The sequence below is a fragment of the Nonomuraea sp. LPB2021202275-12-8 genome (assembly GCF_037044575.1).
Lineage (GTDB): Bacteria > Actinomycetota > Actinomycetes > Streptosporangiales > Streptosporangiaceae > Nonomuraea.
Map to the genome: position 1 here is coordinate 1 of NZ_JBAHWD010000073.1, position 12,469 is coordinate 12,469.

9 protein-coding genes and 2 pseudogenes are annotated in these 12,469 nt (G+C 62.2%); 2 read left to right on the forward strand and 9 right to left on the reverse strand.

Translation table 11 applies throughout. From position 1 onward, the window contains the following. Positions 1 to 182 precede the first annotated feature (182 nt). Positions 183 to 659 carry a GNAT family N-acetyltransferase gene (locus V5E28_RS49985; RefSeq protein WP_442946008.1) on the reverse strand — a complete coding sequence of 159 codons (477 nt, stop codon included), beginning with the start codon at positions 657 to 659 and terminating at the stop codon, positions 183 to 185. Positions 660 to 964: 305 nt separating this feature from the next. Between V5E28_RS49985 and V5E28_RS48125 the strand changes: the two genes are divergently transcribed. Beyond that, entirely contained in the window at positions 965 to 1,837 is an 873-nt protein-coding gene (locus V5E28_RS48125) for an SDR family NAD(P)-dependent oxidoreductase (RefSeq protein ID WP_336217030.1), read from the forward strand. 112 nt (positions 1,838 to 1,949) lie between these two features. Here V5E28_RS48125 and V5E28_RS48130 read toward each other — a convergent pair whose 3' ends face one another. Then, positions 1,950 to 4,034, reverse strand: a complete 2,085-nt coding sequence (locus V5E28_RS48130; RefSeq protein WP_336217031.1) for a tetratricopeptide repeat protein — start codon at positions 4,032 to 4,034, stop codon at positions 1,950 to 1,952. A 386-nt stretch (positions 4,035 to 4,420) separates the two neighbouring features. Between V5E28_RS48130 and V5E28_RS48135 the strand changes: the two genes are divergently transcribed. Further along, a complete protein-coding gene (locus V5E28_RS48135) occupies positions 4,421 to 5,059 on the forward strand; it encodes a 2OG-Fe(II) oxygenase (RefSeq protein WP_336217032.1) in 639 nt (212 codons plus the stop codon). A gap of 243 nt (positions 5,060 to 5,302) precedes the next feature. On the opposite strand, the gene V5E28_RS48140 is transcribed toward V5E28_RS48135, so the two are convergent. The 7 genes and pseudogenes from V5E28_RS48140 to V5E28_RS48170 all read right to left on the reverse strand — a co-directional run bounded on the left by V5E28_RS48140 (position 5,303) and on the right by V5E28_RS48170 (position 12,460). After that, positions 5,303 to 5,611 carry a transposase gene (locus tag V5E28_RS48140; RefSeq protein ID WP_336217033.1) on the reverse strand — a complete coding sequence of 103 codons (309 nt, stop codon included), beginning with the start codon at positions 5,609 to 5,611 and terminating at the stop codon, positions 5,303 to 5,305. Between the two features lie 22 nt (positions 5,612 to 5,633). After that, positions 5,634 to 6,377, reverse strand: coding sequence for a transposase (locus V5E28_RS48145; RefSeq protein WP_336217034.1), 744 nt, complete (start codon positions 6,375 to 6,377; stop codon positions 5,634 to 5,636). Next, positions 6,353 to 6,625 carry a hypothetical protein gene (locus V5E28_RS48150; protein ID WP_336217035.1) on the reverse strand — a complete coding sequence of 91 codons (273 nt, stop codon included), beginning with the start codon at positions 6,623 to 6,625 and terminating at the stop codon, positions 6,353 to 6,355. Before V5E28_RS48150 ends, V5E28_RS48145 begins: the two co-directional genes overlap by 25 nt. A gap of 206 nt (positions 6,626 to 6,831) precedes the next feature. Further along, on the reverse strand, positions 6,832 to 8,625 hold the full coding sequence (locus V5E28_RS48155; RefSeq protein WP_336217036.1) for a DEAD/DEAH box helicase: 1,794 nt from the start codon (positions 8,623 to 8,625) through the stop codon (positions 6,832 to 6,834). A 580-nt stretch (positions 8,626 to 9,205) separates the two neighbouring features. Continuing rightward, positions 9,206 to 10,629: pseudogene (locus V5E28_RS48160) on the reverse strand (IS1380 family transposase). 260 nt (positions 10,630 to 10,889) lie between these two features. Further along, a complete protein-coding gene (locus V5E28_RS48165; RefSeq protein WP_336217037.1) occupies positions 10,890 to 11,726 on the reverse strand; it encodes a hypothetical protein in 837 nt (278 codons plus the stop codon). Between the two features lie 333 nt (positions 11,727 to 12,059). Then, a pseudogene (locus tag V5E28_RS48170) lies at positions 12,060 to 12,460 on the reverse strand (RNA-binding S4 domain-containing protein). Positions 12,461 to 12,469: the final 9 nt, after the last annotated feature.

Genomic DNA, 12,469 nt, shown 5'->3' on the forward strand with positions numbered 1-12,469 from the left:
CTAACCACGGCCTCACCGTGCGAAGGGCAGCAAAGCTAGCATAAATTCTACAAGTGCCACTTCAGTATCGGAATGAACTGCTCAGTTGGGTTCGAGAAGCGCTAAACGCCGCCGAACGCGAGCCCCTGACTACACACCGTCGGTGGCCGTCGTAAGGGAGAACCTCGGATGACCAACATCCATTATCGCATGCCTGCACGACCCTCCCAACGCATGGGTACGTGAGGAATCCCGTCATCTATGAATTCAGGGCCAGCAGGCACAAACCCTGCTGCCCTGTAGAAATCTACAACGGCCAATTGCCCATCTAGTATTAGTGGCGCCCCGCCGTACTCTTGCACAGCCGATTTCAGCAGAGCAATACCGTAGCCTAGTCGCCGACGAGAATGTCGGGTACAGACTCGCCCGACCCGCGCCCCAGATCCTTCCGGTACTACGCGCAAGCACGAGGCAATATCGCCGTCCTCTGAGACCCAGAAATGAGTTGTCGAAGACCGCAGGTCCTTACCATCTATATCGGCATAGATGATGCCCTGCTCAACGATGAACACGTCGCTTCGTAAGCGCAGCAATCCATGCAATACCGCTGTGGATAGTTCCGGACCGGCCTTCATGCTCACAGTGGGCACGTCTGCCTCCCTCCGACACCCTTGCCACATAGATCTCTGGGGGCCATGTGTAACGCAATGAGACGCCCATGCCCGCCTGCCGTATCGAATCCTTGTTTAAGCAGTCGTACCTCTTGCCTCCGGCCAGCCCGGATTGCCGCGATTCACGGTTGACCGGTACCCCACCCCAGGGAGTAGTCTACCCTCCGAGGGTAGCTGGCACCATGTCGCTGTCTGTCACTGCCGAACGATCGCGGCCCCATGCTTTCAGCTATGCACAATGTTTGCATCATGGACATGACGTCTGTCAACTCGGCGCTTGAAACAAGCAACAATGACTACGAGGAGACCACGAGATGAGTAAAACTGCACTTGTGACAGGGATGGATTCCAGTGCCATTGCGGTAGGTATCTGCGAGAGCCTATTGCGGTCTAGTTTCAAAGTCTTCGCGACCTCAGAGGGAAAATACGACGCGGGCAAAGAAGAGCGCGAGCAGTTTGATGGTGCGCACACCGAATTTACTCCGGTAAGCTTTGAGAGCGTTGACTTCACCTCAGAGGCCAGCATTGCTGAGCTGATCTCACGCCTGGAATCCGAAATTTTCGACGTAATAGTGAACTGCGCCGGTACTATCGCCTTCGCTGATGATGGATCCTTGCGCGATGAGAGTGCCGATTTCTCGTTCAAGGAATTCAATCGTGTTTTGCAGTACAATGTCACTTCCATTGCTGCAGTCTGCCTGGGACTCAAAGAGAGTGTGAAGCCTGGCGGGGTCATCATCAATGTGACCAGTGTCGCTGGACAAGAAGGAGCCTTCGCCACGATCTCTTACAATGCCAGTAAGGCAGCAGTGGACAACCTAACTAAGTCTCTCGCCAACGTGTTGGGCCCTTCAAAAGGAATTCGCGTGAATGGCATTGCGCCGGGCTGGATTCCGCCCAATGCGGGAGCAGCTGCCGGCGGCGTCGTGGCCCTCGGAAACGCCTTGACACCTTCTCAGGTGATCGGAACGCCTGATGATGTGGCGAAGGCTGTCGCGTTCTTGATTGACGCGCCATTTCAAAATGGATCGATTCTACGCGTTGATGGTGGCGTGAGCGCCAGTTATCTACCGTACATGATGGAGAGTTTGGAGCTGCAAGGCTTCCCCGTTAGCGATGCAATCGACTCACTCGCAACATTGGTTCGCACCGCGAAAGAGGACATGTCAAAGCCTAGGCCGTCATAGAGAATTATGAGGTGTCGGACTCGGCCCACAAGCTCAAGACCACATCGTCTCGCGGGAGCCGACAACACACGCGGGGCATGTCACTGTGCGATATGTCCTAGCGTTGGCGAGGCTACGATGCTGTAAGACGCTGACGCAGACGAGTATCGATTGCTCCTACGTAGCGATTCTCCTGACCAAGAAGAGCCGCACAAATGATTGCGGCGCCAATGAATTCTTGCCGCGGATATCGAGCATGAGGCGGCCAGCCGAAAACGATATTGTTGAGGAAATCGTCGGCGAGTCTCTCGGGTGACCCATTGAAATTTTGAGAGCGGTCTCTTGCTGAGAAGAACTCACTGAGTAGTTCCGCCGCTTCTTCAGTCCGGCCTGCCTGCGCCAGGAAGTATATCTGTTCATACTTGGCTAGGAGAACATGCTGGTGCCCAGAGCCGAGCAAGAGCTCCCAATCATCAGCGAGTTGGCCAAACATGTCGGCGGCTATTTCTGGTTTGCCGCCCCATCCGACAAATCTACTGAGGACGTGACGCGTCTGGTAAGTCCGCGGGTCGTCGTTGCCGAATACGCGTCGACGATCTGCAAGCAGTTCTGTCAACGTTTCCACCGCACGTCCGACACTTCCCGCTCGACCCAAGCTGTAGCCCAGTTCGTGTCGTGTAGCAAACGTGTCTGGGTGCGAGGGGCCAAGGTGCTCTGACTGGTCTTGCAGAAGTTTTGAGAAGAGGTCCACCGCTTCCGCGTTCTCGCCGGCTTCAGCAGTGTAGAAGGCATGGCGGTGGCGTGAGGCGAGGGTGTCTTGGTGGAAGGGACCCAAAATCCTGGCTTGATCGTCGGCAAGAAGTCGGAACATGGCTACTGCATCCCGCAAATTTCCAGCGCATGCTGAGTAATACGCATACTGGTGTCGCACTCGAAACGCGGCCTCCGCATCTACTGGTCCGGCCTTCGCCCACCTGGCGATGACCTCTCCAAGCATCCGTACCGCTGTTTCGGGATCCCCGACTTCGCCAATTGCAGACGCCAAGGCGACGTCAGAGCGCGGGACTTGCCCTTCAACGGCTTTGCGGTAGGCCTTCACGGCGATGTCATATCGAAATCTGTAGAACGCTGACTCGCCAATGTTGAATGCTTCAGCGGATGACGCCTCCGCAAGTAGCTCATGCCAAACAAAATCTGGAACACCGAACTCGCTAGGTAGATCAATCAGATAGTCAAAAGCAATATATTGATTGGAGCGGCTGGTAGGCATTAGCAAACTACTGGCGCCGTTACTCAACGATGTCGCCCAGTCAAGTGCGTCCTCTTCACTCTCTGGCCGTAGTAGGGCGCCACCCCGCAATTCAATGTACTTTTCGGCCAAGCGAGACAGCAGTTCGTACGCCACAGGTTCGTGTACGCCCGCCCGACGGCAATCAACCGCCGCTGCCACGAGTGCAGCACCGCGCGGGTGAGCCCCAGGCCTCCATGCATTACTCCAGTCGTGCACCAGTTCTGGGGCGGCAGCGAGTATCTCCGCAACGCCGAACCGATCTGCTAGTCGTAGAGCGGAATGGATCCGCTCGTCGTCGGCGAACATCTGTGCTTGCTGCAGCTCAGAACGGCTCCATAGTCGTCGCAGTTCGACGGTTGTGGCCAGAGCGATGGCATCTCTAGCAGCATACCAAGACTCGCGTTCATTACCGACAAGCTCAGATTCTGCGCGAAGACTATATCGGTCATGTTCTGAGGTTCGGAGAGTCGCAACGATAATTGCACGATGCTTTGTTGCGCCCAAAATCCTGTTGATGAAGGAGACCGTCAATCCTTCAGTCCCAAGAAAGCGTTCCAAGTCATCCAGCCACAAAACCGAGCGCTGGTGCTCGAGGATCACAGGCATGCACGCGTGTAGTGACTTTCTATCTATCGGTGCGATGAGGTAATGGTCAGGATACAGGGCCCGAACCGCCTCATAAGCAGAACGGCTCTTTCCGGCGGTGGATTCCCCGACCACTAGGACGAATCGGTCTTGCGTGAGCAGTCTCCGCAATTCCTCATCCGCATCTCGAGGAACATAGGCAGGGGTTCGCCTCGCCTGGCTCGCGGTCTCGCCGGCGTTACGCTGTGTGATCGCCGGATGGACTCGCAGCGAGACCGGGTCGATCAGTTCTCTGAGCCTATAGGGCTTTCCATGTTCGTGGACTGCCAACAGTTGTTGCATCAGCAACTCGTTCCGCTCCCTTGAAGATCGTATCCACGCCTGCCCTAGCGAAAGGGTCACGGCCGCCCCGACAGTCAGCACTGATGCAACAGCGAAGGCTATCGGTTTTCCGACCCATTGGGCTGAGATGAAGCTGGCGAAGGTGCCGAGGATCAGGGCTCCTGCGAGGAGACTCCATCCGCGCATTCGTGACGGTAACCACCGCATGCTGTGAAACCGACCTTTCCAGGGAAATTACCCATTGATACAGTCGGCAAGGTAGGAGATAATGATACCTCGGTTCTCTCCGAACGGCTAGATCCTAAACCACAACGGGCGGTGGCATCATGACGAAAAGTGATCAATCCCGTCATCGACTGAGTCCTGGCGCTCATCTCTTCCGCTGGATGACCTTTGATGTCGAGCAATTATTGCCGAGCGGTTGGCGGCGTGACATCTCGGAATCTGCAAAAAACTTTAGTCGTATTCGAATTCTATCGGGCTTACACAGTTCCTCGCGCGAGGGTCTCTATCCGGAACCATTGCCAATTCACGGGGTATCGGGAGATGTCGTTGCAGGGCGCCACGCCTGGGTTTCTGACCTGTATACAGGCTTGTTCAGGGCCTTGGCGGAGGAGGTTTCGGGCGAGGTAGCTATTTGTGCGCGTGAAGTCCGTCATGCAGCAGTTCTAAACGTTGCACATGACAATGGGGGCCGATATGAATGCCATGTTGACACGAATCCCATAGAGGGCTTGCTATTCGTCACTGACCATCCAAGGGGCTCGGGCGGGGAATTGGTGGTGTCGAACTCGTTCGACGTGAACAGCCCGGAGGAGGTGGATCGATACTGCTCGATTATCAGACCCGAATCGGGGAAGTTGGTTTTGTTCGATGGTCGCTGGAATCCGCATTATGTCCGCCCGCTTATCTCAGACCCGTTACGCGTCGTCATCGCCATGAATTTTTATACGTCATCGTGTCCGGAAGAAGCCAGGCCAGTCGATTTGGACCCGTATTTGTACGGCGAGGGGGGGAAGGCGTGATCGAAGTTCGTACGGCCGGTCGCAAGTGGGCGACCTGCCCGACCGTCTGACCTCGATGACTCATGCGGAGTACGTGTCGGCTGAACCGGGCGTCTCGGCGGCGGTTTTCGCCTGATCATCCATTTTCTCGTGTTCTGCGGGCTGGCGCCGCCTTCCGAGGCGTTCGGATGGGCGGCGGTTTCCACGGGCCGCCGGGGTTCGGCGTGACCTCTCTTATTGGGTTGTCAGGCGTGTTCGTGCTGGTCAGCTCAGTGCTGGCAGAGCGCATGGGCGCTGCCAGCAGATGAGGAGCGCGCTTGTCCATGGCCACGTGGTGCTGATCTTCAGGACTCGCTGGCGGGCGTGGGAGACCAGCCGGGCGGGCAGGTGCCACAGGCAGTAGCGCATGGTCTGCGGTTCGGCTCGGACCAATTCGGCGTCATCGTGCAGGCCCAGCAGCCGGATCCAGGCATCCAGGTCGGCGGCGAGGTTGGCCGTCAGCACCCAGCCGACGTTGACGTTCCATGTCTTGGACGGCCGGTTGCGTAACCCCATCGCCTTGTTGGTGCGCACTCGGTCCTCGACCTCGGCGTGATCACGGTGGGCAGCATCGATGAAGGCGAGCTGGTGGCTGCCGGGGACGCTGCGCAGGCCGCGAGGGCCGAGGTTTGGTGGCGGTGATCGCGTATTTCCAGCCGGTCTTCTTCTCCAGGTCGGTGAGCTGCGCCGTGTCGCGGGCCGAGGGCCGCACGCGGCGGACCAGCAGGCGGACAGCCCACGATGTGGCGCGCTCGTCCAGGCCGGTGAGCTCGGCCACCTGCGCGTGCGGGTGGAGCTCGCCGTCCTGGCGGATGGCGCTCTGCCAGGCTGTGGCGGGCAGCTTGGCGATCGCACTCTCATCCGTTTCGGTGATCTTCCAGCCGACGGTGAAGCGGACAGTGCGCCGGGTGGTGTTCAAGCCCTTCATGTGCTCGACCAGGTCGTGGGTGGCACCCGCGCCGTCGATCCGGATCCAGATCTTTGCCCGGAAGCCGTCGGGAATCTGTCTGATGGCTTCGGTGAGGACCTGCACGTGGTCGGTGACGGTGTTGGAGCCGGCGGAGCCGGTGCGCAGCAGCATCGCCAGGCACTCATGGGTGTTGGCGCACCAGGCGGCCAGCGGGTGGAAGCCCCAGCCCTTCTTGAACGTGGCCGAGGCGCCCTGTTTGTTGGAGTGGGCGGCTATCAGCGTGGCGTCCAGATCGAGCACGATCCACCCGGTCAGCACCTTCCCGGCCACCTCCAGCCAGGGGAATCCCGTCTCGGTGGCGGCGATCAGCTCCCACACATGCCGCCGCACCCGGGCACGAGCTCGGGCGAGTCTGGCCCGCAGCGGCTCCGATGCACCGATCGGCTCCAGCGCCCGGCGGATGGTGGAGCTGAGGCAGGGGTGCCGAACAACTGCTCGTGGTGAGCCAGCAGGGAGATCTGCCGCATGCTGGTCGCGCCCAGCGTGATCGCCATCGCGAGCTGGACGAGCACCACGCCCCGGTCCCATACCGGCGAGCCGCCCAGCCGGGCGAACACCCCGCCGAGTGCTCCGGTCAACCCTGTCTGATCAGCGCATTTACGCAAGAGCACGGCTCCCGCGTGCCCGATAAGCCCCTTGCCGTCCCCGCGGACAGACAAGCGGCGGTCCCATGCCGTAGCGTTCACCCGGAAGGTGCGTCCGTTCTGTGCGATGTTCGTGATCTAAGCAGTCAGATCATCGCAGGTCGGAGGCACCTTCTTCAGTTATCGATCTTCAGAGTGAATTACCGGCTGAATAACCGAGGTTTGATGTACAGCAGGTCGTGGACGTCGTCCCAGTACATGACGTAGAGGTGGTGGATGACTTCTTCCACGGCAGGAAGCAGGCCCCATTGGACGGGGGACTGTTCCTCGGTGACGAACCAGAGCACACGGTCGCGTCTGTTGACGGCGATGGGATAGGTGAGCAGGTTCTCTTCGGGGAAGACTTGGTAGACGTTCGTCGGGGTCCAGTCCTGGCAGCCGGTTCTGTACACCACCGCGCTCATCTTCGGCAGCACCGACTTGATGGACACCTCTTCTGGCCCGGAGCCGAAGGCGGCCTCGAAGTCACTGACGTCCTCCTGTTCGCCAACGGCCCGCTGGGAGAGGTCACGGACGATGAGGTTCCAGTCGGCGTCTTCGGCATAGAGCTGGCGAAGGTGCTCGTCGAAGGGGGCGTCGGATCGCGATGCCACGACAGTGGCGTTGCCCACCGTGGTTGAGGACACGCGGGCGAAGCGTCCGATGAACTGAAGCGTGATGCCGAGGCTCTTGTGCGTGTCGTGGAGAGCCGCGACCTTGAGCTGCGGCAGGTCGAAACCTCCTCCCAGCATCCCCACGCAGATGATCACACGGGACTCGCGTCGATCCAGTGCGTCGAGGGCGGCCTTGGCTTTCCTGCCGCTGAGCTTGCTGTGGATGACCATGGGACTGAGCTCCGGAGCGAGCTCCTCGTACAGGCTCAGCAGTTCGTTGGCTCGGTTGATCGAGCTGGTCCGTGCCATGAGGAGGTGATCGTGGCCGTTGTCGAGGTCGGTGTGCAAGCACGACAGGGCGCGTTCGGCGATGTCTCTGTCCGGGTCGTCGAAGCTCAGTACGGAGATGTAGTCAATGCCGGCGAAGTATCCCTGAGCCTGCGCTTCGCGAAGCGGGAAGGCGTAAACCACCCGCCCGCCGAGTGGGCGCCCGTCCGTCCTGAAGGGGGTGGCGGTGAACTGGACGACGGGCCGGCCTTCGAAGGCGTCGCGGATCTCGCTCCAGGTTCTGGCCGCCACATGGTGTGCCTCGTCGATGAACAGGTGACTGAACTCCGCCAGGAAGGCTGTCCGGACGTCTTCGGGGAAGCCCGACAGCGCAGCGGGAGTGGTGACCACCACGTTGCACGTCTGCGCAAAGGAGCGCGCGCTGTCGTCGGACTCGAAGCGGTGCTCCACTCGGCCCACCACAGGGCGTTTGAAGGGACCGGTGACGATACCCAGTTCCGGCAGGATGCCAAGGGTCTCGAACTTGCCCGCGGTCTGACTGCGCAGCACGTCGGACGGTACGAGGACCAGCAGGCGCTCCGGGCGCGCGGCCGCATAGATCGCCACCATGGTGTCGGTTTTGCCGGTGCCGGTGGGCATCACGACTGTCGCAGGGTGGTGGCTGCCGGTGGTCCAGTGGGCAAAGACCGCCAAGAGGGCGCCGGTCTGGGGGGCACGCAACCCTCGAGGGCTCTGCGCGTCAAGCCCGGGAAGGCGAAAGGCTCCCTCGAGAGATGCCCATGCTTCGGCTGGAGCGTGGGCCGCGGCGGGGCCGCCCCAGGCGAACCGTTCCTTTTCCCGCACGAGGTGCACGAATTCTGGGGCGGATCCTTTGACGACAGGCCAACGCTGGTCCTCCGCGACAGCCCATACTGACTCGTTTTCATTGACAAGACGGGCCTTGCGCGGTGGAAAAAGGAGCTGGCGTGCGGTGTTCTTGTCAACTCTGATCGAATCGGACCATCGCGAAGGCAATTCGATCGAAAGTCCCTCGACATCAACGTCGTGCTCCATGTGTCTCCCGCGAGACGCACCAACGGGCGCATCCCCCTCAGGAGCACCACTTGTTGACCCCAATCATAGGCCCAGGAGCGCGCCCGCGTGGGTTTACGGCCACTGCTCATCGTTCACAGGTCAATGGCCGACGGCTTGATAGGGGTCGTCATTATCATGACCAAGATGTTCTGGAGCCGGGGGAGTGAAAAGCTTCTTTCTCGGCTCATCAAAGCGCTGGATAGTTGATTCGGACGCGTCCAGTCGACAAAGAGCCCTTGTGCGAAGAGTACGACTTGGTTGCCGCCTGCCCTTCTCGCGGCGCATGCGCCCGGGTTCGAGGCCTGACGTCTATGAGAACGGGTCCGTGTACGGGCGGTCTTTCACCCGGTCATAGATGCGGCGCAACCATGGCTGCCGAACCGCCGCCAGCCGCTCTAGCCTCGATCTTTCATGATCTTCGTGTGGTCGGCTGAGGCGTTCGGCTGAGGGTTGATTTCGCGTGGTGATCAGCGTGGTGGCCCGGCTGTCGCGTCGGGTGAGCGGGGGTCCACGGGCCCGCGGTCGTCCTTTCTTCGTTGTAGGAGTGGTGGGCGGCGGGTCAGGTCGGGGCGGGCAGGGCTTGCAGCCGGTCCAGGGCGGTTATGACCTGATGGGCCCAGGGCCATCGGGCGGTCAGGCGCAGGTGTCGGCGCCGGCCGCCGCGGATCAAGCGTCCGGCGACGGCGAACAGGCGTAGTCGCAGGCGTTTGGGTTCGTAGCGGCGGGCGGCCGTGCCGTGCAGGGCGAGTAGTTGCATCCAGGCGAGCAGGTCACAGGCCAGGGCGACCAGTTCGGCCCAGATCTGGTTGTGGGCCGCATGGTGCAGGGGCAGGTTGCGCAGGCCGGTGTCTTTGGCGCAGCGGATGCGGTCTTCGGCGCGGGCCCGGCGTCGATGACGCAGCTCCAGGTCGGCGAGTTGCCCGCCGCGGGTGTTGGTGACGAAGCAGGTGAAGCGGTGCCCGTCGAGGTCGGTGAAGCGCAGTTGTGCGCCGGGATGCGGGCGTTCTTTGCGGATGATGACGCGCATGCCCTTGGGCCGGCCGGTCAGCTCCAGCACGCCGGTGATTTCGGCGACCCAGGCGCCGGCTCGGAGCTGGCCGTCGGCGTCGTAGGCGGGGGTGTAGGCGCTGTCGGGCAGGCGCAGGATTGCTTGCTGGATGTCGAGGGTGATGGTGAAGCCGATGGAGTAGGGCAGCCGCCTGCCCGGCGTGGTCAGCCAGGATAGGTCGTGGGTGCCGCCACCGGAGTCGGTGCGGATCAGTACCTGGCGGCGCAGGTGTTTGGGCAGTTGGGCCAGGGCGTGGCGGGTGGTAGTGATGTGGTCGTCGGCGGTGTTGGAGCCGGCGTTGCCGGGACGCAGGTCGAGGGCCAGGGCTTCGCGGTGCCGGCGGCGCCGTGGTCGGCGAAGGCGGTCATGGGGTGGTGGCCGAAGGTCTTCTTCCAGGTTGGAGCGGCCTGTTCCTTGTCGGAGTGGGCGATGACGATGGTGGCGTCCAGGTCGATGGGGATCAGCTCGCCGTCGGCGCCGGGTGCTGCGGGCCCGGCCAGCTTCCAGGCCCGTTCGCGGGCGGCGGCTCGGGCGGCGCGGATGGCTTTGATCGCCTTGGTCTCCTCGCGGGCGAGCCGGGTGATCAGGCGAGAGACGGTCGGGTCGGAAGCGACCGGGCCGAATAGTTCGGGTTGGGCGCGCAGCAGTGCGACGTCGGCCAGGCAGTCACCGCCCAGGGCGAGACTGACGGCCAGATCGGCCACGATCTTGCCGGGATCGTGCACCGCGCGTGAGGAGCGCCAGCGTTGCAGGCTGGTGGACAGGGCCGCGTCCAGGCCGGTGACACGCAGCGTGTGCAGGAGCAGCAGCGCACCCGAATGAGAGACGAGCCCAGCACCATCAGCAGATGCGGTGATCTTGCCGCGGGAGACGATATTCTTCACTTGGAAAGTGCCTTCTGATCTGGCGTGGACAGGACTCTCGACAAGCCCCATCCTCCCAGTTCAAAGGCACTTTTCTTATATGAACGATCAAGCTCGGCGAAATTCGCCGTGAAAGCCCGAGGCTAGCGTGCTGAGAAATACCCGTCCATCGGAAAAGAGTGTGCGGCAGCAGCGGGGGTGGGTCATCACGGCGAACGTCGGCAGGCATCCCGTACGCCGCCGGCACGAGCCGCCGATCATCGTTGCAGGCCATGTACGTCCACACGTCCGCGGCCAGCGGCACCACCGCTCCTGCGTCGCACGGCCACACCTCACCGGTCTGCGGATGCCGTGGCACCAGGGCGATGTCCGTGATGGCGGCGGACAGGCCGGGCCCGGCCAGGACGAGGTGTCGTTCCGGCGGCCCCGGGGGGGAGCAGACTGTCGATCGCCCGGCGAAACGCCTCTGCGACAGGCCCCTCAGGGACGGACACCCGCTTACCACCCGATACTGCCAGCAGGTGCGCCAGTGCCACCGCGACCGCGGCCTCCCATCTGGGGCTCCAGAAACCACGCTGATCAACGGGCGGCGTGCTCGGCAGTTCCTCCCAGTTCATCACCCGCTGGACGGGGCCATCGACGGCGACGGGGCGCACGGAGTCCGGTTCCAGCCACACCACCTGCCAGAACCCGCAGTCGTCGACGCGGGTCGCCACCGGGCAGCCGCACTCCGCGCACGCGAGGTTGAGACCGTACTGGCCGTCCCAGCCGCAACAGCAGCCGCCTAACCGCTCCGGGATGAAGACGGTTCCGCGGACGTCGCCCGGCACGATCGCGATCCTGTTCGGGGGGCCCATGATGCAGTACGTCAGCAGTCGGACGCCATGCTCTTCCGGCTCGGGCTTCAATGGTTGCCAAGGCCGGCCGTCTCCAGGGTCCACCGCGTATGTTCCTGGCTCCAGAAGACCGGGGAGCAGGCCATGGCCGTACTTCTGGCCAGAGTGGTCGGGAAGCGCCACCCGCGCCACCCTCGCGGTCATCACGGTGCCGCACCCCGCACAGGCGAAAACGACCCAAGCAGCCTCCTTCGTCGGGACGATGCGATTTATGGTGGCGCAAATCCCGCCTTGTGTGGAAGCGTTCACGATCTCGTGGGCGAGCGCAGACACGCCGAGGTAGGTGACTGTGCCGCGGACGCTCTGGAAAGCCTTCCTGTGTCAATGGCCCGCATTCGGTCCCGGCTCCACTTCGTGCAGATGCGTCCGGCGCTTTCGCGGCGCATGCTCACGGCGGGACGAAGCTGGGTCCACTACTTCTCCAGCGTTGAAACTTGGCCTACCTGGGACTCGAACGCTCCAGCGACACCGTCAGTACCAGTTCGGCGGCGTTGTTCCTGGCGGCCAGAAGACCGGCAGAGAACAGCGCCGGTGAGGTGGCTGCGGGAGAGCCGGTGAGGTGGCTGCGGGAGAGTCGCGCATCGAGTTCGATGCGAGCATGACCGTTCACTCCGGGGCGAGCCCGGCGCCCCGCCCCTCCACCGCCGGGCGTCTGAGCAGCTTGTCGATGCTGCGGCGTTCGCGTTTGGTGGGGCGACCCGCGCCGCGAGCCCGGACGGCCACCGTTACAGTCTCCTCGCGCGGAGGAGGTGGCGGGCTCTTGTCGACGTAGCATTCGGCGGCCACGGCTGCGCCGACACGCTTGGTGATGATCCGCGAGACGACCACGATGCGTTCGCGCCCCTCGTGCCGCAGCCGGACCTCATCACCGACCGGACGACGTGCGCGGGCTTGACCCGCACCCCGTTGACCCGGACAACGTGACCGCCCCGGCAGGCGTCAGACGCGATCGAATGGGTCCTGGTCAGCCGCACCGACCAGATCCAGCTGTCCGCCCGAGCACTCAACTGCTCACC

What these genes read in the sequence shown, in the direction of transcription:
- V5E28_RS49985 (WP_442946008.1), bottom strand. Translation starts at nt 659, where the DNA reads ATGTGGCAAGGGTGTCGGAGGGAGGCAGACGTGCCCACTGTGAGCATG.
- V5E28_RS48125 (WP_336217030.1), top strand. Translation starts at nt 965, where the DNA reads ATGAGTAAAACTGCACTTGTGACAGGGATGGATTCCAGTGCCATTGCG.
- V5E28_RS48130 (WP_336217031.1), bottom strand. Translation starts at nt 4,034, where the DNA reads ATGCAACAACTGTTGGCAGTCCACGAACATGGAAAGCCCTATAGGCTC.
- V5E28_RS48135 (WP_336217032.1), top strand. Translation starts at nt 4,421, where the DNA reads ATGACCTTTGATGTCGAGCAATTATTGCCGAGCGGTTGGCGGCGTGAC.
- V5E28_RS48155 (WP_336217036.1), bottom strand. Translation starts at nt 8,625, where the DNA reads ATGGAGCACGACGTTGATGTCGAGGGACTTTCGATCGAATTGCCTTCG.